This is a genomic window from Streptomyces desertarenae (assembly GCF_042681365.1).
Classification (GTDB): Bacteria; Actinomycetota; Actinomycetes; order Streptomycetales; family Streptomycetaceae; genus Streptomyces; species Streptomyces desertarenae.
Window position 1 is genome coordinate 1 of the sequence record NZ_JBHUFU010000030.1, and the last position, 21041, is coordinate 21041.

19 protein-coding genes are annotated in these 21041 nt (G+C 74.4%); 9 read left to right on the forward strand and 10 right to left on the reverse strand.

Annotation, left to right across the window (positions count from 1 at the left end; translation table 11 throughout):
* The 5 genes from ACFSJS_RS27200 to ACFSJS_RS27220 all read left to right on the forward strand — a co-directional run.
* Positions 1–1157 (forward strand): chitinase (locus ACFSJS_RS27200; protein WP_380905036.1); only part of this gene is annotated, 1157 nt, incomplete at its 5' end.
* A gap of 225 nt (positions 1158–1382) precedes the next feature.
* Positions 1383–2012: a hypothetical protein gene (locus ACFSJS_RS27205; protein ID WP_380905038.1), complete on the forward strand. Its 630-nt coding sequence runs from the start codon at positions 1383–1385 to the stop codon at positions 2010–2012.
* A gap of 864 nt (positions 2013–2876) precedes the next feature.
* Positions 2877–4688, forward strand: coding sequence for a glycosyl hydrolase (locus ACFSJS_RS27210; protein ID WP_380905040.1), 1812 nt, complete (start codon positions 2877–2879; stop codon positions 4686–4688).
* Positions 4689–4882: 194 nt separating this feature from the next.
* The gene (locus ACFSJS_RS27215) at positions 4883–5551 is read left to right on the forward strand and encodes a HEAT repeat domain-containing protein (RefSeq protein ID WP_380905042.1); all 669 of its coding nucleotides are present in this window, start codon (positions 4883–4885) and stop codon (positions 5549–5551) included.
* A 6-nt stretch (positions 5552–5557) separates the two neighbouring features.
* Positions 5558–6562, forward strand: a complete 1005-nt coding sequence (locus ACFSJS_RS27220) for a HEAT repeat domain-containing protein (RefSeq protein ID WP_380905044.1) — start codon at positions 5558–5560, stop codon at positions 6560–6562.
* A 21-nt stretch (positions 6563–6583) separates the two neighbouring features.
* Here ACFSJS_RS27220 and ACFSJS_RS27225 read toward each other — a convergent pair whose 3' ends face one another.
* On the reverse strand, positions 6584–7156 hold the full coding sequence (locus tag ACFSJS_RS27225; RefSeq protein WP_380905046.1) for a GNAT family N-acetyltransferase: 573 nt from the start codon (positions 7154–7156) through the stop codon (positions 6584–6586).
* Positions 7157–7394: 238 nt separating this feature from the next.
* Between ACFSJS_RS27225 and ACFSJS_RS27230 the strand changes: the two genes are divergently transcribed.
* A complete protein-coding gene (locus tag ACFSJS_RS27230; protein WP_380905048.1) occupies positions 7395–9431 on the forward strand; it encodes an amylo-alpha-1,6-glucosidase in 2037 nt (678 codons plus the stop codon).
* Between the two features lie 40 nt (positions 9432–9471).
* Here the strand turns inward: ACFSJS_RS27230 and ACFSJS_RS27235 are convergent, their stop codons facing one another.
* From ACFSJS_RS27235 to ACFSJS_RS27245, 3 genes are all read right to left on the reverse strand, one after another.
* Complete coding sequence (locus ACFSJS_RS27235) at positions 9472–9807, reverse strand: YnfA family protein (protein WP_380905050.1); 336 nt, start codon at positions 9805–9807, stop codon at positions 9472–9474.
* 63 nt (positions 9808–9870) lie between these two features.
* A complete protein-coding gene (locus ACFSJS_RS27240) occupies positions 9871–10590 on the reverse strand; it encodes a cation efflux transmembrane domain-containing protein (RefSeq protein ID WP_380905092.1) in 720 nt (239 codons plus the stop codon).
* 2 nt (positions 10591–10592) lie between these two features.
* Positions 10593–10928: an ArsR/SmtB family transcription factor gene (locus ACFSJS_RS27245; protein WP_380905052.1), complete on the reverse strand. Its 336-nt coding sequence runs from the start codon at positions 10926–10928 to the stop codon at positions 10593–10595.
* A gap of 309 nt (positions 10929–11237) precedes the next feature.
* Here ACFSJS_RS27245 and ACFSJS_RS27250 point away from each other — a divergent pair, with 309 nt between their 5' ends.
* A complete protein-coding gene (locus ACFSJS_RS27250) occupies positions 11238–11549 on the forward strand; it encodes a hypothetical protein (protein ID WP_380905054.1) in 312 nt (103 codons plus the stop codon).
* Positions 11550–11703: 154 nt separating this feature from the next.
* Here ACFSJS_RS27250 and yicI read toward each other — a convergent pair whose 3' ends face one another.
* The 5 genes from yicI to ACFSJS_RS27275 all read right to left on the reverse strand — a co-directional run bounded on the left by yicI (position 11704) and on the right by ACFSJS_RS27275 (position 18231).
* Positions 11704–14019, reverse strand: a complete 2316-nt coding sequence (gene yicI, locus ACFSJS_RS27255) for an alpha-xylosidase (RefSeq protein ID WP_380905056.1) — start codon at positions 14017–14019, stop codon at positions 11704–11706.
* Between the two features lie 51 nt (positions 14020–14070).
* Positions 14071–14901: a carbohydrate ABC transporter permease gene (locus ACFSJS_RS27260; RefSeq protein WP_380905058.1), complete on the reverse strand. Its 831-nt coding sequence runs from the start codon at positions 14899–14901 to the stop codon at positions 14071–14073.
* A 6-nt stretch (positions 14902–14907) separates the two neighbouring features.
* Positions 14908–15885, reverse strand: a complete 978-nt coding sequence (locus tag ACFSJS_RS27265; protein WP_380905060.1) for a carbohydrate ABC transporter permease — start codon at positions 15883–15885, stop codon at positions 14908–14910.
* Positions 15882–17126, reverse strand: coding sequence for an ABC transporter substrate-binding protein (locus ACFSJS_RS27270; RefSeq protein ID WP_380905062.1), 1245 nt, complete (start codon positions 17124–17126; stop codon positions 15882–15884). The genes ACFSJS_RS27265 and ACFSJS_RS27270 overlap by 4 nt, the downstream gene beginning before the upstream one ends.
* Before the next feature lie 73 nt (positions 17127–17199).
* The gene (locus ACFSJS_RS27275; RefSeq protein ID WP_380905064.1) at positions 17200–18231 is read right to left on the reverse strand and encodes a LacI family DNA-binding transcriptional regulator; all 1032 of its coding nucleotides are present in this window, start codon (positions 18229–18231) and stop codon (positions 17200–17202) included.
* A 332-nt stretch (positions 18232–18563) separates the two neighbouring features.
* Here ACFSJS_RS27275 and ACFSJS_RS27280 point away from each other — a divergent pair, with 332 nt between their 5' ends.
* Complete coding sequence (locus ACFSJS_RS27280; protein WP_380905066.1) at positions 18564–18905, forward strand: hypothetical protein; 342 nt, start codon at positions 18564–18566, stop codon at positions 18903–18905.
* A 615-nt stretch (positions 18906–19520) separates the two neighbouring features.
* On the opposite strand, the gene ACFSJS_RS27285 is transcribed toward ACFSJS_RS27280, so the two are convergent.
* Positions 19521–19967, reverse strand: coding sequence for a hypothetical protein (locus tag ACFSJS_RS27285; protein ID WP_380905068.1), 447 nt, complete (start codon positions 19965–19967; stop codon positions 19521–19523).
* Positions 19968–20136: 169 nt separating this feature from the next.
* On the opposite strand from ACFSJS_RS27285, the gene ACFSJS_RS27290 reads away from it, so the two are divergent.
* Complete coding sequence (locus ACFSJS_RS27290) at positions 20137–20952, forward strand: response regulator transcription factor (protein ID WP_380905070.1); 816 nt, start codon at positions 20137–20139, stop codon at positions 20950–20952.
* The last annotated feature ends 89 nt before the right edge of the window (positions 20953–21041 follow it).

The window sequence follows — 21041 nt, forward strand, 5'->3', positions numbered from 1 at the left end:
CGACCGTGACCGGGCTGAAGCCCTCCACCTCCTACGAGTTCCGCGTCAGCGCCGTCAACGGCGCCGGCGAGTCGGCGGGATCCGCCCCCGTCACCGCCACCACCCGCAGCGAGAACGGCGGCGGCGACCCCGGAGACGGCCTGCCCCGCCACGCCCTCGTCGGCTACCTCCACGCGAGCTTCGCCAACGGCTCCGGTTACCTGCGCATGGCGGACGTCCCCGACAGCTGGGACGTCGTCAACCTCGCCTTCGGCGAGCCCACCTCCACCACCTCCGGCGACATCCGCTTCGCGCTCTGCCCGCCGAGCGAGTGCCCGAACGTGGAGACGGAGGAGGAGTTCAAGCAGGCGATCAGGGCCAAGCAGGCGGCGGGCAAGAAGGTCCAGATCTCCATCGGCGGCCAGAACGGCCAGGTCCGCCTCACCACCCCGGCCGCGCGCGACGCCTTCGTCCGCTCGGTCGCGGCGATCATCGACGAGTACGGCCTCGACGGCCTCGACATCGACTTCGAGGGCCACTCCCTCTCCCTGGACGACGGCGACACCGACTTCAGGAACCCCAAAAGCCCGGTCATCGTCAACCTGATCTCGGCGCTGAAGTCCCTCAAGGCCCGGTACGGCGAGGACTTCACCCTCACCATGGCCCCCGAGACCTTCTTCGTCCAGCTGGGCCACCAGTACTACGGCTCGGGGCGGTGGGGCGGCCAGGACCCGCGCGCCGGGGCGTACCTGCCGGTGATCCACGCCCTGCGCGACGACCTGACCCTGCTGCACGTCCAGAACTACAACTCCGGCCCGATCATGGGTCTGGACGGCCAGTACCACACCATGGGCAACGCCGGCTTCCACATCGCGATGACCGACATGCTGCTGGCGGGCTTCCCCGTCGCGGGCGACCCGGACGACGTCTTCCCGCCGCTGAAGCCCTCGCAGGTGGCGATCGGACTGCCCGCGACCGGCCAGGCCGGAGGCGGGCACACCGGCCCCGCCGAGGTCGTCAGGGCCCTGGACTGCCTCACCAAGGGCACGGGCTGCGGAACCTACCGGACGCACGGAGTCTGGCCGGAGCTGCGCGGCCTGATGACGTGGTCGATCAACTGGGACCGCTACGGCGGCTGGGAGTTCTCGCGGAACTTCGACGGCTACTTCGGGCCCTGAGCGGCTCCGGGTCCCGAGCGGCCGCCGTGCCGGTGCGCGGACACCGGGGAGCGCACGCCGTACCGGGCGCGGCGAACGGGCCGCTGCGCCCGGGCCGCTGAGGGGGGCGGCCGCCCCCCTCAGCGGCCCGGGGCGGTACCGCCGGGGGAGTGACATGCGCTGTCCGCCGCGGTGGTGGGTAGTTCATAGTGGACCGGTCTTGAACGAACGGATTGTGGACGAACCTTGACCACTGCTTTCGATGCCTCTCCCACCGCCGGCCGGATTCCGGGGCGGGCCTGGACGGTCCGCATCACCGGCCACGCCGACCGCACCGCCTCGGTGTCCTGTTCGGTGGCCGCATGCACGATGCCGCCCCGCTCACGGAACCTGTCGGCCCTGCGCGCCTTCGCCGCCCGCCACGCGGCCGCGCACGCCAGGGCCGCCACGGTGCGGCCCGACGCCGCCTGCCACTGCCGCGCCCGGCACTGCACCGCCCACGAGGAGACCCGGGTGGCCTGCGCGGGCGAGGTGCTGCTGGTACTGCGCCACGATCCGGTGGTGGGGCGGGTGTGGAGCGTGGAGGAGGTCTGCGCGGTCTGTGCGCCGCTGATCCCGCACGCCACCGTCGTCGCCCGCGCCACCCGCGCGGTCCCCGCCGCCCGGCGGGACTCCCGTCCGGACCGTCCGGCCCCCACGACCGCGGCCCCGGCCCCCCCTCCCGCCGCGGTGCCCGGCGGGTTCTCCGCGCCCCCCGCGGTGCCGGGCGGGTTCTCCTCCGCCGGCGCCGCGCCGCCCGACGCCCCCTCCGGCACGCCGCGCCGCCGGGGCCGGGCCGCGCGGCACCCGCGCCGCCGCTCCCGCTCCCGCGGCTGACCCCACCGTCCCTCCCGGTGTGCGGCCGGGGCCCTTCCCGGAAGCGCGGCGCCACCCCGGCCCCTGCCCCCTGAGAGGCCCTCCGGCCGAGGCGGCGGTCCGCCGGGACGGCAGGCCCGGCCGCTCCGGCGGGGAGGGGCCACAGGGGCGCAGCCGGGCGCTCCCGGGCCTGCGCGGGGGCCTTCCCGGCGGGCTTGCGTCCGCCGGCGTCCGCGGGCGTCCCCCGCCGGGCGGGGCGGGCTGCCCGACCCCGGTGCCCCGGCCGACCCCCTCGGCGGGTTCCTCCTGCCGGGGGAGGGGACCGCGGCGTCCTCCACCGCGGCAGCGGCCTCACCGCCGGTACCGGGATCCGCCGGCTCGGCACGGCCGCTCCCTCCCGCGACAGGGGGTTTCGGCGAGGCCGCGGTGCCCTGCTGCAGGCCGGACCACCACCGCCGGTCCGCCCTCGGTTGCTCCAGGCGGGCCTGGAGCGCCGTGATCCGCTCGCCGATCCCCTCCTGCTCGGCGCGGCTGCGTTCCAGGCCGGCGGCGATCCGCCGGGCGTGCACACCCCGGGTCGAGGTGCTCTCGGGTTCCTCGGCCGCCGCCGCTCGCACTCCGTTCGGCGTCCGGTGTCGGTGTGGCCGGATGTCACCCCTAGGCGGCGGAATCATCGCCGTCGCCCGTACCCGGCGTTCCCGGCGGTGGGAGAAACCGCTCCTGCCCGTGCCCGGCGCCGCGGCCGGGGGACGGCGGCCTCCGGGCGGCTCCCGTCGGCTCCGGGAAACGGGTCGCCCCCGGTATTGACACGCACGGGACGCTCCTCGTCAATGGGAGCGCTCCCAAAGTCAACCCGCTCCATCAGACCCAGGAGGATCCGCACGTATGCGAACACCGTCCCCACGCCGCGTCCGGGCGGACCGGCACCCCCCGCCACCCCACCCGAGACGGGGGCGCCACGGCCTCCGGCGGCTGGTCGCCGCGCTCGTCGTCTGCCTGCTCGCCGCCGGGCTGCCCGCCGCGGCACACGCCGGAACCCGGGCCCCGCAAGGCGGTCCCGCGGTCTACGAGGCGGAAGACGGCGAACTCCAGGGCGTCACCGTCGGGTCGGCCGGGACCGGCTTCTCGGGCGCCGGGTACGTGGAGGGCTTCGACGCGGCCGGCGACCAGGTCACCATCACCGTTCCCGACAGCCCCGGCGGGCTGTTCGACGTGACGGTGCACTACCGCGCCCCCTTCGGGGCCAAGGTCACGTCGATGCTGCTCAACGGCAAGGGCGCGGGCGACGTGCCGCTGCCCGCGTCGGACGCCTTCACCACCGCCGACGCCGGCCGCGTGCTGCTGGAACCGGGTGACAACACCGTCACCTTCCGCAGCAACTGGGGCTGGTACCACATCGACGCCGTCGGCATCGCCCCCACGCCGCCGCGCGGTCCGCACCGGGTCGACGGCACCCCCTCGGACCCCCGGGCCACGCCCGAAGCCCGGTCGCTGCTGCGCTACCTCACCGACAACTACGGCGAGTACACGCTCAGCGGCCAGCAGGACACGGCCTCCGTCGCCTGGGTCGAGGAGAACGTGGGCCGCGCCCCGGCCATCGCGGGCCTGGACATGATGGACTACTCGCCCAGCCGGGTGGAGCGCGGCACCTCGTCGCGGGAGGTGGAGAACGCCCTGGCCTGGCACGAGCGGGGCGGCGTCAACGCCTTCGTCTGGCACTGGAACGCCCCCACCGGCCTGATCGACGAGCCCGGCGGCCGCGAATGGTGGCGCGGCTTCTACACCGACGCGACCACCTTCGACGTGGCCGCCGCCCTCGCCGACCCGCAGTCCGAGGAGTACGCGCTGCTGATCCGGGACATCGACGCCGTCGCGGCCGAGCTCTCCCGGCTCCAGGACGCGGGAGTCCCCGTGCTCTGGCGGCCGCTGCACGAGGCCGAGGGCGGCTGGTTCTGGTGGGGGGCGAAGGGACCGGAGGCGGCCAAGGAGCTGTACCGGCTGATGTACGACCGCATGGTCGGCCACCACGGACTGCACAACCTGCTGTGGGTGTGGAACTCCCTGGACCCGGCCTGGTACCCGGGCGACGACGTCGTGGACATCGTCAGCGCCGACCTGTACCCGCCCGCCGGCGACCACAGCCCGCAGAGCCAGGCGTACGAGCGGCTGCTGGAACTGGTGGACGACGGGAAGCTGGTCGCCCTCAGCGAGAACGGGTCCATCCCGGACCCCGACCTGATGGAGGCCTACCAGGTGGACTGGAGCTACTTCACCACCTGGTCCGGCGACTTCGTCGACGGCGGGACCCACAACGCGCGGGAGCACCTGGACCACGTCTACCGCCACGAGGACGTCCTCACCCTCGACGAGCTCGGTGACGTCACGCGTCACGGCGGCTGCACGGCCGACTGGGAGGTCGTCGGCGGCTGGGCGGACGGCCACCTGGTCCGGGTCACCGTCACCAACGACGGCGGCGGGCCGCTGTCCGGCTGGCGGGTGGGGGCCAACCGCGCGCCGGACGTGCCGCTCGACCGCCACTGGAACGCCCGGCTGGACGTCACGGACAGCGGCTGGTCCGCCGGGAGCCTCGGCTGGAACAGCGCGCTCCGGCCCGGTCAGGAGGCCTCGTTCTACCTCAAGTGGGACGCCCCCGAACCGGAAGCGCTGTCACCGTCGCTGAGCTGCCAGGCCCGGTAGGCCCGCGGGGCGGTGGCCCCGGGAGACCGCACACCGGCCCCGCGCCCCGCCGCGCCGTCCCGCGCGGCGGGGCCGCCGCGTCCCTTCGGCCCCGCTCGCGTCCCGGGGCAGGGGGTGCCCGGCTGTCCCCGGCGTGACGTGCTTGACCTTGACACGGTGACAAGGTCTTCACTGTGGCCGAGGAGGTGGTCCCCATGACCATGCCGGATGAGGACACGGAAGCGGCGCGAGTCCTCCGGGGACTGGAGGACGGCAGCTCGTCGGTGCGGCTGAGGGCGGCGCTGGCGGCCGGCACGGCCCCGGACCCGCGGTTCGTCGGCAGGCTCGTCGAACGGTGCGCGGTCGAGCCCGAGTTCCCCGTGCGGGAGATGCTCACGTGGGCACTCACCCGCCACTCGTCCTCGATGACGGTCCCCAGGCTCATCGGCGAACTCCGCTCGGAGCGTGCGCGGGCACGAAGCCAGGCACTGCACACGCTGTCCAAGATCGGGGACCGGCGGGCGTGGCCGGCGATCACACGGGCGCTTCTGACCGACGCCGACGACGAGGTGGCGCGGAGCGCCTGGCGGGCAGCGGTCGCCCTCGTGCCCGAAGGCGGGGAACCCGAGCTGGCCGCAGTGCTGGCGGCACAGCTCGGACGCGGCGGGCGCGGGACGCAGTCGAGCCTCAGCCGGGCGCTGACCGCGCTCGGCGAGGTGATCGTGCCGGCCCTGCGCGCCGCGGTGACGGACCCCGACCCCCGGGTGCGCCGGCACGCTGCCGCCACGGAACGGCTGCTGCGCGACCCGGAGGCCGGGTTCGAGTCCGCGGTCGAGGAGGCGAGGCGCATCACGGCCCTCGGCGCGATCGGCCGGAAGGGGTGACGGGCCGTGCTGATCGGTGAGGTGGCACGGCGGTCCGGGGTCAGCGCCCGCATGCTCAGGCACTACGACTCGCTCGGCCTGGTGCGGCCGACGGGGCGCACCGAGGCCGGTTACCGGGAGTACTCCAGCGGGGACATCCGGCGCATCCTCCACGTCGAGAGCCTGCGGTCGCTGGGACTGTCGCTGCGCGAGGTCGGGCGCGCGCTGGACGATCCCGGCTTCAAACCCTCGGAGCTCGTCGACGACCTCGTCCGCCGGACGCGGGAACGCATCGCGGACGAGATGGAGCTGCTCACGCGGCTGCGTCGGATCGGCGCCACGGAACCCGCCGACTGGGAGGGCGTCCTGCGGATCGTCGCGCTCCTCCAGGCCCTGGGGGCGGAGAGCGCCGGGAAGCGCCAGCGCGCGGCCCTGTCCTCGGCCGAGGGGTCACCGGTGCCGGTGGAGGCCCTGGTCGAGGCGGTGTTGAGCGAGACGGACCCGAACGTCGCCGGAGCCCTGCGCTGGGCCCTGGCCCGATCGGGCGGGAGCGGGCTGCCGCTGCTGGCGGAGGGCCTCGGCTCACCGGTGGCCGAGGTGCGCAAACGTGCCGTCCAGTCCATCGCCGAGATCCCGGACGCCGGGGCGGTCGCACTGCTGCGGGACGCCCTCGCGGACCCCGACCCCGTGGTCCGCCGGTGTGCGGCACTGGCGCTCGGGGCGCGCGGAGGAGCCGACGCGGTCCCGGTGCTCGTCGACATGATCGTCGAGGAGGTGAACGACGTCGATGCAGCCGACGCGCTGAGCGCACTGGCGGACGACCCCGCGCTGGCGGACCGGATCGCCGCCGGGCTCGTCGACCGCCTCGCCCGCGGCGCCGCCGAACCGCCCGCCCGCCGACGGCTGACGCAGGCGCTCGCGGACATCCCGGGGGCCACGGCGTCGGAAGCCCTCGCAGACCTGTCGCACGACGAGGACCGTGCCGTCGCGCTGACCGCGACCTGCGTCCTCAGGCTGCGCGGCGCACGATGACGGGCCCGTGGGGCCGGTCCGTCAGCGCAGGTCGAGTCGCATCAGGACCCGGGGGTGGCCGGCCAGCACCGAGGTGGTGTCGGCGACGCGGGTGAAGCCGGCGCGTTCGAAGTTCCTCCGGATCCCGGCGTACGCCATCGTCGTGTCGACCCTGGCGCCGCCGTTGTCGAGCGGGTACGCCTCGATCGCCGGTGCGCCGTGGGCGCGGGCGAACTCCACCGCGCCGGCGATGAGGGCGTGCGAGATCCCCTTCCTCCGGTGACCGGGGCGCACGCGGATGCACCACAGCGACCAGACCGGCAGGTCGTCGACGTGGGGGATCTTGCGGTTGCGCGCGAAGGAGGTGTCCGAGCGCGGCGCCACGGCGGCCCAGCCGACCGGCTCGTCACCGTCGTAGGCGAGCACCCCCGGAGGGGGCTCCGCACGGCACAGCCCGGCGACGTACTCACCGCGGTCCGGGCCGCGGAGCTCGCTGTTGAGCCTGGACGGGATCCGGTGGCTCAGGCACCAGCAGACGTTGGCCCCGGGGGTCTTCGGGCCGAGCACGGCACGGACGTCCTCGAAGACCGAAGCCGGGCGAACCTCGATGGTCATGCCACCACGATGCCACGGCGCGCGCGGCGGCGCCGCTCGCGCTCCGGCGGTCCCGGCCGCCCCGGTGCGGGACGGCCGGGACCGGCCGGACACCCGGGCCGGACCGTCCGGCCGGACCCGCGGCTTTCGGATTCGAGCGCTCCGCGCGGGGGCAACCGGGCAGTGCAGGCACGTTGGCAGAATCGGGGCCGAACGACCACGTCGGCACCCGGGCGACGATCTTGCGGGAGAACCACCCATGTCCGGACGGCAACCGCTGCTTCACGACCTCGCGATCGCGCTGTGCGCGCCCACCGTGGTGCTCTCCGGCCAGGACGGACAACTGCGCGGCGACGGCACCCAGGGCGTCCTGCACGGTGACCTGCGCGTGCTCAGCGAGGCCGTCGTCACCGTCGACGGACGGGAGCCGGAGCCGATCGGCACCGCCGAACCCACCGCCGGACGCGGGGACTTCACCGGCCTGCTGCGCCACCTCGGCGATCCGGGACCCGACCCCACCGTGTGGCTGCGGCGCCACCGCACCGTCACCGCGACCGGGATGACCGAGGAGATCGAGCTGGTGAGCACCGCCGGCGACGCGCGCCGGTGCACCGTCGAACTCACCGCCGCAGCCGACTTCGCCCCCATCGAGCTCATCAAGGACGGCGGCAGCCGGGAGGCCGTCGCACCCGAGCCCGCGGGCGGGGACGCCGTCCGCTGGTCCTGCGGCGGCGTCACCAGCACCCTGCGCGCCGGCGGCGCCGCCGTGACCGTGCGGCCCCCGAGGGCCGTCGCCCGCTGGACCGTCGACCTGCCGCCCGCGTCCAGCGTGCGGCTGGGCTGGGAGGTGACGGCCTCCGATCCGGAGGCCCTGTTCGTGCACGGTGACGCCGTCCGCCTCGGCGCTCCCCGGGTGCAGGCCGACGACCGCCGGTTCACCTCGCTGCTGCGGCGGTCGCTGACCGACCTGGAGGCACTGCTGCTGGCCGAGCTCGATCACCCGGAGGACGTCTTCGTCGGGGCCGGGGCGCCCTGGTACCTGACGCTGTTCGGCCGGGACAGCATCTGGGCCGCCCGGTTGCTGCTGCCGGTGTCGGTACGGCTGGCCGCGGGGACGCTGCGCACCCTCGCCCGCGCCCAGGGCACCGCGTTCGACGCGGCCACCGGGGAGGCACCCGGCAAGATCATGCACGAGCGGCGGCGCGGCGGTTTCGAACTGACCGGCATGTCCCTGCCCGCGCTCTACTACGGCACCGTCGACGCCACCGCGCTGTGGGTCTGCCTGCTGCACGACGCCTGGCGCTGGGGCCTGCCCGAGGACGAGGTGCGCGCGCTGCTGCCGAACCTGCGCGCGGCGCTGGAGTGGATCACCGAGCACTCCGACACCGACGGCGACGGGTTCGCCGAGTACCTCGACGAATCCGGCCGGGGGCTGGCGAACCAGGGCTGGAAGGACTCCGGCGACGCGGTGCGGTTCGCCGACGGCAGCCAGGCCCGTCCCCCGGTCGCGCTCGCCGAGGTGCAGGGCTACCAGTACGAGGCCGCCCTGAAGGGAGCGGCGCTGCTCACCGCGTTCGGCGAGGACCCCGGCGGTCTGGACGCCTGGGCCGGGGACCTCGCGCGCCGGTTCCGCGAGCGGTTCTGGGTGGGCACCAAAGAGGCCGGCTACCCGGCGCTGGCCCTGGACGGCGACAAGGCGGCGGTCGACGCGCCGACCAGCAACATGGGGCACCTGCTCGGCACCGGACTGGTCGACACGGCCGAGAGCGAGCGCATCGGGGCGCGCCTCCTCGGGGGGGACCTCGCGGCCGGGTTCGGGCTGCGGACCATGTCCAACGCGGCCGGCGGCTACTCGGCGCTGAGCTACCACTGCGGCTCCGTCTGGCCGCACGACACCGCGATCGTGGTGCGCGGGCTGGCCGACGCGGGCCAGCCGGAGCGCGCCGCGGAACTCGGCATGCAACTGGTGCGGGCGGCGGGCTCGTTCGGCGACCGGCTGCCCGAACTGTTCGCCGGGTACGGCAGCGAGGAGACTCCGGTGCCGGTCCCCTACCCGGCCTCCTGCCGCCCGCAGGCGTGGTCGGCGGCCGCCGCGGTGGCCCTGCTGAGCGCCTTCCTCGGTCTGCGGGCGGACGTTCCGGCCGGGACGGTGACGCTCGCCCCGCCCCGGCCGAGCCCGGTCGGGGCGCTGCGGGTGTCCGGCCTCCCGCTGGCCGGCGGCACGCTCGACGTTGCGGTGGACCGCGACGGCACGGTCACCGAGATGCGCCTGCCGCCCGGACTGCGCCCGGCGTGAGGAGCCGGCGGAGGGCGGGCGGGGGAGGGGAGCGCGCGGGTCAGTGGCTGCGGGGCGCGTACATGATCACAGCCATCCCGGCGAGGCAGACCAGGGCGCCGACGACGTCGTAGCGGTCGGGCCGGTAGCCGTCGGCGACCATGCCCCAGACGATCGATCCGGCCACGAAGATCCCGCCGTACGCGGCGAGGACACGGCCGAAGTCGTCGTCGTGCTGCCAGGTCGCCACCACGCCGTACAGGCCCAGGGCGATGACGCCGGCGCCGATCCAGACCCAGCCCCGGTGCTCCCGGATGCCCTGCCAGACCAGCCAGGCGCCGCCGATCTCGAACAGGGCGGCGACGGCGAACAGGGCGACGGAGCGTGCGACGGTCATGATCGGTGAGCTTACCGGCGGTCCGCTGCGCCCGCCCGGACTCCCGGGCGGGGCGCGGCCCGGTCAGCAGCAGTCGCAGCCCGGTCGGCAGCCGCACGCCCCCGTCTCGGCGCCGGCGGCCGGCACCGCCGCGACAGCGCCGGCCGCCGGCGCGCAGCAGCCCTCGCCCCGCCAGGCGTCCCGGCCCTCCTTCACGGCGACGGCGGCGATCACGAGGGCGGCGGCCGGGTCGGCCCAGGACCAGCCGAGGGCGGCGTTGAGGACCAGGCCCACCAGCAGCACGGCGGAGAGGTAGGTGCACAACAGGGTCTGCCGGGAGTCGGCGACCGCCGAGGCGGAGCCGATCTCGCGCCCGGCCCTGCGCTGGGCGGCGGACAGGAACGGCATGACCACCAGGGACAGGGCGGCCAACACGATGCCGGGAACGGAGTGTCCGGCCTCCCCGGTGCCGGCCAGGGCCCGCGCCGCGTCGACGCCGACGTACGCGGCGAGCGCGAAGAAGGAGACCGCGATGATCCGCAGGGCGGTCCTCTCCCGGGCCTCGCGGACGGCGTGGTCCGCCGCCGAGAACTGCCAGGCGACCGCAGCGGCCGAGGAGACCTCGATGACCGAGTCCAGCCCGAAACCGACCAGCGCGGTGGAGGAGGCGAGCGTCCCGGCGGTGATCGCGACGACCGCCTCGACGGTGTTGTAGGCGATCGTCGCCGCGACCAGCAGCCGTATCCGGCGGGCGAGGGCGTCCCGGCGGGCCGGGGCGGGACCGGCGGGCATCCCGGCGGACATCGTCAGCAGCACCCCTTCTCGTCCGCGTCCGGGCAGGTCCGGTCCGCCTCGACGGCCACCACGGCGGTGCGCAGGTCGTCCAGCGCGTGCCCCAGGCGCTCGTCGGCGAGTTCGTAGCGGGTGCGGCGGCCGACCGGCACCGCGACGACCAGACCGCAGTCGCGCAGGCAGGCCAGGTGGTTCGACAGCCGGGTCCGGGAGACCCCCAGGGCCTCGGCCAGATCGGCGGGATGGGCCGGGGCCTCGCGCAGCGCGAGGAGGATCCGGCACCGGATCGGGTCGGCGAGGGCGCGGCCGAACCGCGCCAGCACCTCGACGTCGGAAGCGAGAGTCAGCACCCCCTGACAATACATGGAAGTCTGAATTCAGGAGAATCTGTATCCTCGGCCCGGTGCGGAGCCTTCCGCGCCCGCCCCGGTGCGGGCCGCGGTCCGAGGGTGCCGTGGCGGGCAGGGGGTGCCGCGCCGCCGAAGCGTCTCCGGCGGGTCGCGGCGGGCAGCGCCTTCGCCGTCGTTCCCGACGGCGGCGGCCGGTCGCGCGGTAATGCGGATGTTTGCCTTCCGGATCAAGGGAAAGCCGGTGGTTACGAAACAAGCGAAATGCCAACTGACCGGCATTTCACCGCATTTCGACGAGAGGGGCACGTCATGGCCACCACCACCTCCGGGGCTCACGGCACTTACTACGGCACGACCTCGGACACCGCCGCCCGGCACGACGGCACCGCGCACCGGCTGGGCACCGAGACCAAGGCCGCGTTCAAGACGACGGAGTTCTTCACCTACCTGACCGCCGTCGTGGGTGTGTTGATCGCCTCCGCCGTGGTGGGCGCCGAGGACGGCCACGGCGACTACTTCGCCGCCGACCGCGCCTGGCTCTACGTCACCCTCCTCACCATCGGCTACATGATCAGCCGCGGTCTGGCCAAGTCCGGCAGCCGCGCCCGCGACGAGCGGTGACCGCCGCTCCGCACCGGAGCGCTCGAAGGGGCACCCGCGGTCCTGCCTCCGCCTGCCGGGGACGGGGCCGCGGGTGCCCCGTTTCACCTGCCGGCCGGCGGCAGGCGCATGCCGACGGCCGCCCGCCCCACCCGCCCCCGCCGGGACGCGGAACTCACTCGGGGAGGCGGAGGACGAGTTCCCGGGTGCCCGCCGACGCGCCGGCCCGGATGCCCGGTCCGGCCTTCCGCGCGCGGTCGCCGGATGCCGCCGCCCCGGCCAGCAGGACGTGCCACTCTCCCGGCGCGTCGTCGGTCCGGACCGTCACCGTGCCGTTCGAGCACCGGGTGTGGAACGTGGCCGCCGTCGAGCCGTCCGGCGCCGGTATCTCGGTCACCGTCTCCATGCCGTCGGCGGGGGCGTGCACCCGCAGCGTCACACCGTCGGCCCAGTCGTACACCGGGTGCTCGTCCCGGGCCCCGAAGGGGACGACCGAGCCCGGCCGGGCCAGCAGCGGCAGGCTGTCGAAGCCGAACCGGTCCCGGCGCCAGCCCGGCCCGCCGATCCGCTCGCCGGTCAGCACGTGCGTCCACTCGCCCGCCGGAACGTAGTACTCGACGGTGCCGTCGGCGGAGAGGACCGGGGCGACCAGCAGGTCGTCACCGAGCATGTACTGCCGGTCCAGGGTGTGGCACGCCGGGTCCTCGGGGAACTCCAGCAGCATCGCGCGCATCACCGGGACCCCCCGCTCCCGGGCCTGCCGCGCGGCCTGGAAGAGATAGGGCATCAGCCGGTGCTTGAGGCGGGTGAAGTCGCGCGTGACGGACACGGCCTCCTCGTCGTAGTGCCACGGCACCCGGTAGGAGCCGCTCCCGTGCAGGCGGCTGTGCGAGGAGAGCAGACCGAACTGCACCCACCGCTTGAAGAGCGCCGGGGTCGGGGTGCCCTCGAAGCCGCCGATGTCGTGGCTCCAGAAACCGAAGCCCGACAGGCCCAGCGACAGACCGCCGCGCAGTGACTCGGCCATCGCCTCGAACGTCGACTCGCAGTCGCCGCCCCAGTGGACTGGGAACTGCTGGCCGCCGGTGGTCGCCGAGCGGGCGAAGAGCACCGCATCGCCCTCGCCGCGGACCTGCTCCAGCACCTCGAAGACCGTCCGGTTGTACAACTGGGTGTAGTGGTTGTGCATCTGCTCCGGATCGGAGCCGTCGTACCAGAGGACGTCGGTGGGGACGCGCTCGCCGAAGTCGGTCTTGAAGCAGTCCACCCCCTGGTCCACCAGGGCGCGCAGCTTGCCGGCGTACCACCGGCGGGCCGCGGGGCTGGTGAAGTCCACCAGCGCCATCCCGGCCTGCCACATGTCCCACTGCCACACGCCGCCGTCGGGACGGCGCAGCAGGTGGCCCTCGCGCGCGGCCTCGGCGAACAGCGGGGACTTCTGACCGATGTAGGGGTTGATCCACACGCACACGCGCAGCCCCCGCTCCTTGAGGCGGCGCAGCATCCCGCCGGGGTCGGGGAACACCTGCGGGTCCCACGTGAAGTCGCACCACTGGTACGGGCGCATCCAGAAGCAGTCGAAGTGGAAGACGCTGAGGGGGATGTCCCGGTCGGCCATGCCCCGCACGAAGCGGCCCACCGTCTCCTCGTCGTAGCCGGTGGTGAACGAGGTGGACAGCCACAGGCCGAACGACCAGGCCGGCGGCAGGGCGGGACGCCCGGTCAGCGCCGTGTACCGGTCGAGGACCTGCCGGGGGTCCTCCCCCTGGACGACGAAGTACTCCAGCGACTGGTCCTCGACGCTGAACTGCACCTGACCCACCGCCTCGGAGCCGACCTCGTAGGAGACCCTGCCGGGGTGGTTGACGAAGACGCCGTAACCGCGGTTGGTGAGGTGGAACGGGATGTTCTTGTAGGCCTGCTCACTGGCGGTGCCGCCGTCCGCCTGCCAGATGTCCACGGACTGGCCGTTCCGGGTGAACGGGGTGAAGCGCTCGCCGAGTCCGTACACCAGGTCGCCGACGCCCAGCGACAGCTGCGCCAGCATGTGGTGGGTGCCGTCGGCGACGGTGGCGAAACCGGTGCCCCGGCTCCCGGCCGCGGTCAGCAGCCGGGAGCCGGAGAGGAACTCCAGCCGCCAGGGGAGCGCCGTGTCCACCCGCAGGACGAGCGGCCCGGCGGACAGTTCCACCACGGAGCCGTCGCGGGTGGCCGCGGCCCCGTGCCCCTCCTGGAGGTTCAGGGGGAAGCCGGCGGCGGGGCCGGAGCCCCCGGCGTGGTGGGTGGTCCGCACACCGATCACCCCCTCGGCCGGGGACCAGCACTCCACGGTGAGCAGCGGGGAGTTGAGAGTGTGGCCGCGGTGCTCGACGGACCGGACGGCGGCGAACAGGGTGAGCCGCCCGTCCTCCAGGCGGGTGTCCACGATCTGCTTGGCGTAGGAGGTCTGGACACCCTCCCGCGTCAGCCACTGGCCATCGGTGAACTTCACGTGGGTGTGTGCTCCTTCGGTCGGCGAGGCCCGAGGCGGCGCGTTCGCCGGTCACTGTTTGACGGATCCGCCGGTGATGCCGGCGGTGATGTACTTCTGCGCGACGACCAGGAGCGCCGCCGCGGGCAGGGCGGACAGCACGGCGGTGGCCATCACCGCCCCCCAGTCGCTGACGTGGGCCCCGATGAACTGGTAGATGCCGAGCGTCACCGGCCGGACGTCGTCGGTGGTGTTCAGCGTCAGGGCGAAGACGAAGTCGGCCCAGGCGAAGAGGAACGCGAACAGGCCCGCGGTGATCAGGGCGTTGCGGCTCATCGGCAGCACGATGCGGACGAAGGCGGTCAGACGGCCGGCGCCGTCGACCAGCGCCGCCTCGACGACCTGGGAGGGGATGGACACCATGAACGCCCGCAGCAGCACGATCGCGAACGGCAGTCCCAGCGAGGCGTCCGCCAGGACCAGCCCCAGGAGGGAGTTGACCAGCCCGAGCTGCGCGTAGGCGCTGTACAGGGCGTTGGCGACGACGATGCCGGGCACCATCTGGGTGATCAGGGTGCCGAACACGACGGTCCGGCCGCCGCGCAGGCCGAACTGCGCCAGCGCGTAGGCCGCGGGGGCGGCCAGGACCAGGCAGACCGCGGCGGCCCCCGAGGCGACGACGAGACTCGTGAGCAGGGGCCGGCCCTGACTGCCGAGAGCCGTCTCGAAGTTGTCCAGACCGGGTGAGGAGGGCAGGAGGCCGGCGTCGGCGACCGAGGAGCCCGGTTGCAGCGCCGTGACGACCATCCAGTAGACCGGGAAGAGCAGAACGGCCAGGATCAGGAGCGCGGCCGCGGTGTTCCATGCGCCGCCGGCCCGGGTGCGGCCCGGTGTGCGGTCCATCGTGAATCACTTCCCCCTGCCGAGGTCGCCGCGGTCGGTGCGCAGGTACAGCACGGCGAACACGGCGCTGATGAGGATGAGGACGTTGCCGATCACGGCGCCCTGGCCGAAGTCGAGTTCGAGGAAGGACAACTGGTAGGTCATCGTGCCCAGCGTCTGGGTGGAGTCGGCCGGCCCGCCGCCGGTCAGGGCCAGGATCAGGTCGAGGATTTTGATGGTGGACATGAAGCCCAGCACCAGCACGACGGTGACCACCGGGCGGAGCGCCGGCAGGGTGACGCTGCGGAAAGCGCGCCAGGCGCCCGCGCCGTCCAGCGCCGCGGCCTCGTGCAGTTCGCGGGGGATCTCCTGCAGCCCGCCGTAGAGGATCACCATGTTGAAGGGGATCCCGATCCAGATGTTGACCAGGACGGCCGACAGCAGGGCGAGGTCGGGGCTGCTCAGCCAGGGGACTCCGCCGTCGGACAGGCCCAGGGCGGTGAGGAGGCCGTTGAGGACGCCGTGTTCCTGGTCCAGGAGGCGGCGCCAGACGACGGCGGAGACCACCATCGGCACCAGCCAGGGCAGCAGCAGCACGGCCCGGACGAAGCCGGAGAGGGCGAACCGGCGGGAGAAGAAGACCGCCAGGGCCAGCCCGATGGTGAACTGCCCGGCCAGGGAGCCGACCGTGAACAGCAGGGTCTGCCACAGCGCGTCGCCGAACAGGTCGTCGGAGAACACCGCGCGCCAGTTCTCCAGCCCGTTGAAGGGGGCCTCGCCGGTGAAGTAGGTGCGCGGGGTGAACTCCTGGAAGCTCATCAGCACGTTCCGCACCAGCGGATAGCCGAAGAAGGCCAGCATGTAGACGACGGCGGGGGCGGCGAACAGCCACCCCAGGAGCCGCCGCCGCGAGCGGCCGCCGCCCGTGCCCGCGCGCGGGGCGCCGCCCGGGGCGGGGACGGAGCCCGTCTCCTTCGCCGGCGTGCCGGAGGTGAGGATGCTCATCGGCCGGCTGCCCCCTGCTCCCCGGTCCCCGCCTGCCGCTGCGCCCGCTCCAGTGCCTGCCGCGGGCCGGCGCGGCCGGTCAGCGCGGACTGGAAGGCGCCCGCGATGGCGTCCTGCACCACCGGCCAGCGGGTGCCCACCTCGGAGGTGCGGGACCGGGCGGTGGCGACCAGATCGGCGAATGCGGCGAGTTCGGGGTGCCGCTCGCGGTAGGCCCGCGCGGCGGCGGCCCGGGTGGGCACGTTGTTCACCCGCTCGGCCCAGGCCAGTTGGTTCCTCTCGGAGTTCAGGCACGTGAGGATTCCGGCGGCGCGCTTCTCCCGCTCGCCGTCGCCCTTGGGCACGGTCATCACGGTCCCCCCGATCGGGGGCACCGGTTTCCGGCCCGCCGCGGGTACGGGAATGCTCGCCACGGCCCAGTCCACCTCGTCCTGCCCGCTGAGGGACGGCACCTGCCAGGGCCCGTTGACCATCATGGCGGCGCGGCCGGCGAGGAACTGGTCGTTGACGTCCTGCTGGTTCCAGTTGACGACCGCCCGCGACGCCGATCCCCCCTCCACCAGGTCCCGCCACAGCTGCAGGGCGGCGACGCCGGCCTCGCCGTCCAGCCGGGACTCGTCACCGCCGGCCGACCAGAAGAACGGCAGGAACTGGTACACCCCGTCCGCGTCGGGGCTGGCGCTGAAGGCCATGCCGTAGGTGTCGCCCCGGGTCAGTGCCGCCGCCGTGGCGCGCAGCTCGTCCCAGGTCGCGGGAGGTTCCAGACCGGCCTCGGCCAGTAACCGGGTGTTGTAGAACAGGGCGAGGGAGTTGACCGAGCGGGCGACGCCGTACACGGTTCCCTCGTGGGAGCCCAGGGAGACGGCGCTGCCGGTCAGGCCCCCGGTCGTGACGCCGAGCTCGTCCAGGGGCCGCAGTCCTCCGGTCTCGGCGAACTGCGGCAGCTCCGAGCCGTCCAGTTCCAGGATGTCGGGGAGGGAGTCGGAGGAGGCCATCCGCAGCGCCTTGGTGGCCACCTGGGGCGCCGGGACGCTGATCTGCTCGACCTTCAGTCCCAGAGGCTTGGCGCACCGGTCGAAGAACTGCTGGTTCGCCTCGTGTTCGGCGGTGTCGGTGGCCGAGTTGAGCACGGTGACGGTGCCCGGGTCCGCATCGGCCGCGCAGCCGGTGAGGACCGACGCGACCGCGGCTCCCGCCACGGCCATGGCGAGGAGCGGACCGTGCCCTTGGCGGAGGTGCATGAGCGGCTTCTCCCGGGTGTGGATGCGGTTCGGGCGGGACGGACACGCGCGGGGAACGACGGCACGGTGCGCCTCAGCCGGGGCGCTCGGGCGGCGGCGGGGGAACCGGGCGGCCGGGCGCCATGTGCGGCGCGATGAGCTGCCGGGTGCCCTCCGGGCCGCCGGAAGCGTCGGAGGCGGCCCCGACCGACTCCACGGCGAGCCGCACCACTTCCCGGGACATCCGGCCGACGGGCAGCTCGATGCGGGGGAGCGGCTCGGCCACCGGATCGTCCGGCAGGCTGCCCACCAGGACCACGGCCAGGTCCTCGGGGACGCGCAGCCCCAGCGCGGCCACCTCCGCGAGCAGCCGCGGGAGCAGCACCAGATGCTGCACGACCATGGCGGTCGGTGCGGGCCGGGCGGCCAGCGCGGTGCGCAGGCGGTCGCCGAGCCGCTCCTCGGCGCCGGTGGAAGGGTGGATCCGGACCTCCGCGCCGGTCTCCCGCGCCGCCTCACGCGCTCCTCGCAGGCCGTGCAGCGCGTAACCGCGGCGCGCGTCGATCTCGTGGTCCGCGCAGGCCAGGAAGACGATGTGCCGGTGGCCGGCCGCCGCCGTCCGCCGGACGGCGAGCCGGACCGCCGTCTCCCAGTCCAGATCGACCCACGGCAGGCCGGGCTCGTCCCCGTGGCCGAGCAGCGCGGTGGGGAAGCCCAGCTCCGAGACGGCGTCGATGCGCGGATCCCGCTCCCGGACCGCCATCAGCACGGCGGCGTCGGCCAGTCCGCTGCGCGCGATCCGGCGCAGCCCGTCCACACCGTCGGGTTCGGTCGTCATCAGCACGTCGTAGCCGTGCGCGCGTGCGGCGTCGCTGATCTCGATGGCGAAACGGCCGTCCACGGCCCGGTACCTGCCGGGCTTGCGGGGAACCGCCAGCACCAGGACGTCGGTACGGGCGCCGCGCAGGGTGCGGGCGCTGGCCCGGGGGTGGTAGCCGAGTTCGGCGATCGCGGCGTGCACGGCCTCCCGGGTCCTGTCGGAGATCTTCCGGGAACCGGTCAGGACGTACGAGACGGTGCTGGGGGCCACGCCCGCCCGCGCGGCGACGTCCTTGATCGTGGCCATCCCCACCCCCTCGTGGATCCCGCGCCGGCCGTCCGGAACGCTGCGTCGAATCGTTTCGACGAGCCATCGTCATGGTAGGGGCGGCGGATCCGGGAGGGCAATGGCCGCGCACTCCCGGCCACAACCGCGGACCGGGCGGCCGAGCGGCGCGGTGGCGGCCGAGTGGCGGGAACCGGCCTTGTCCGGCCGGCTTCGTCCGCGCAGACTGAGGAGGGGTCCGGGGCGGACCCGCCGCGGTCGCCGTCGGCGCCGCCCAGACCTTCGGGAAGAGCACCTTCCGTTCACGGGATCCCTGCGACCGGGCGGATCCCCCCCCACACGAAGGCGGACGCATGCTTTCACGCGTTGTCAGACCGGCTCTCCTCACCGCCGCGTTGTGTCTCGCGGGGACGGCCGTCTCCGGACCGGCCTCGGCCGCCCCGTCCGACACCTCCTTCCCCACGGTCACGTGCTCGGTCGCTTTCGACGCCGAAGCCGGCACGGTGTTCTCCCCGAACTGCTTCCTGGGTCCGGCCTCGCGGGACATCGGGCCGGCGTGGGTGAGGAACCCCGGAACGGGCGAGCTCTTCTGGTGCGACGACGTCTCCTACCACTACTACGGCCCGTTCAGCCCCTTCCGCGTCCTGTCGGGCTCCGGATGCCGCCCGGAGCCGGCTGCGGGTCCGGCGCTGTAGCGCAGGGGAGCGGCGCAGCCGAGCGACGACCTCCAGCGGGCCGGTGCCCGGACCGGGGCCGCTCCCGGCCCCGGTCCGCCACGGCCGGCGCGACGGCGTCGGTCCCGGTCGCCGTCCCGCTCCCGGCCGTGCCGCCTCCCTGGTCGCCCGTGCACCGGGTGCCGCGCGCAGTCGCGGATCCCCGTGGGGCCGCCCCGGAGCGTTCCGGGGGTGCCGACCGCCGCCCCGTCCGCCCCCTGGAGCGGTGCTTGCACCGGATCATCCGGCGCCTGCCGAACGGGTCGGTGGCCGGCCCCCCTGCCGTTTCCGCACCGGACGCTGTCCGCTCACCGCCCGCCGGGGAGTCCGTGCCGGGTGCGGAGCCGCGGCGGCCGCCGGTGGACGGGAGCCGCCATGCGGCGGCCGGTGGCCCGCCACGGCGGGAGCGGCACCGGGCCGGGGCCTTCCCAGTCTCGCCGGGTGCCGTCCCCCGCCCTGCGGGGGACGGCACCCGGCGCCGATTCCGAGGTGCGGCAGTCGCCGGGACCCACCAGCGGGCCCCGTGCCCCGCGGGGAGTCCGGGTCTCGCCGGGAATCGGTCGACTCGGCCGGGAGGCACTCACGCGCGCCTTGCCGTCAGCTGTGGACGATGACGCAGTTGGCCTTGGAGGCCATCCCGTTCCACGTCGTCCTGCCGCACAGGTAGGAGCCGTCCACGGCGGTCCTGGAGATGTTGAACCTGGCTCCGAGCGTCCCCTTGGCGCAGCCGGTGTTCGTGTAGGTCTGCTCGAAGTGCCCCCCGTACTTCCCCTGCCCCCAGACGTCCAGCTTCACGTTGCAGACGTCCGCGGGGTAGAGCCCCGGCAAGGGGAAGGCGTACTTGGAGGACGACAGCCACACCTCGACCTCTCCCACCCACGTGCCGTCACCCCACACCTGGATGCAGCTGTCGTTGGTGTCCCCGGGGCCCGGCGCGAGGGTGCACTGACGGGCGTCGGCTGACGCCGGGCTCGCGGTGGCCAGCATGAGGGCGGGAACCACGGCGGCCATCACGGCCGAGGCGATGCCGATTCTTCTCTTCATCGTCTTCCTTCCCGGCGGACGGGGCCGGAAGCCCCGCCCGCGTTGATCCGACATTCGAAAGAATGCTCGACGGAAGGGCGGCCGGCCATGGGGGAAAATACGTATGGACAACATCGCGCTGCCGTGTGCGCACGGTGTGGGCCGGCCGGACGGTGACGGACGGGAAGAGATGCTCGACTCAGCCGGGAACGACTACGCACGCATGGTGAACCTCGCCGTGAGCCTGCTGGAGGCGCCGGCGGCGGACGCCGTCTGGCGCCCCGTCACACGGGAGTTGATGCGCGCCCTGAGCGGTGACGTCATCGTCGCCAAGGACACGGAGTGGACACAGCACGAAGGCGAGGTCGCCGTGTGGCCGGGGGAGGGGAAGCACGTCCGGCCGCCCGACGAGGAGGCCACCCGGATCGTCCGCATCGGATACCCCTTCGCCGGGTACTACGGCGCGACGGCCGACCGCAGCCCGCGGACGGCCGCCCAGCTGGTGGGGGCGCGGACGTGGCGGCACAGCGAGACGGCGAGCGTGATGCGGGCGTCCTTCGGCAGCGACCACCTGCTCGGCATCCCCCTGCCCACACCCGACAGCCCCGTCCGCGGGTTCGTCGTCCATCGAGCCGGCGGCGACTTCACCGACCGGGAACGCACGTACGCGACGCGGATCCAGCCCCTGCTGCGCGCGGCCGCCACCCAGCGCGTCCTGCTGGCCCGGCTCCGGGGCGCCGACGAGCGGGCCGTCCGCCACGGTCTGACGGCGCGGGAGACCGCAGTGCTGCACCTCCTCGCCGAAGGCCACACCGCCCACGGCATGGCGCGTCGCCTGCACGTGTCCGTCAGGACGGTGCACAAGCACCTGCAGAACCTGTACCGCAAGCTCGATGCCCCGGACCGGCTCAGGGCGGTGCTCCGCGCTCAGGAACTGGGCCTGCTGACGCCCCTGTCCGGCCGGCGCGGCGGCGTCCGCCCCACGGGCGGCGGGCAACCCGGGTGAGGGGGCGGGCGGGGAGCCCGGTCGCCGTCCGGCCGGGCGGCTCCCCGGGGAGGCCCCGGCCCGCACCCGTGTACCGGGGCAGGAGGCCG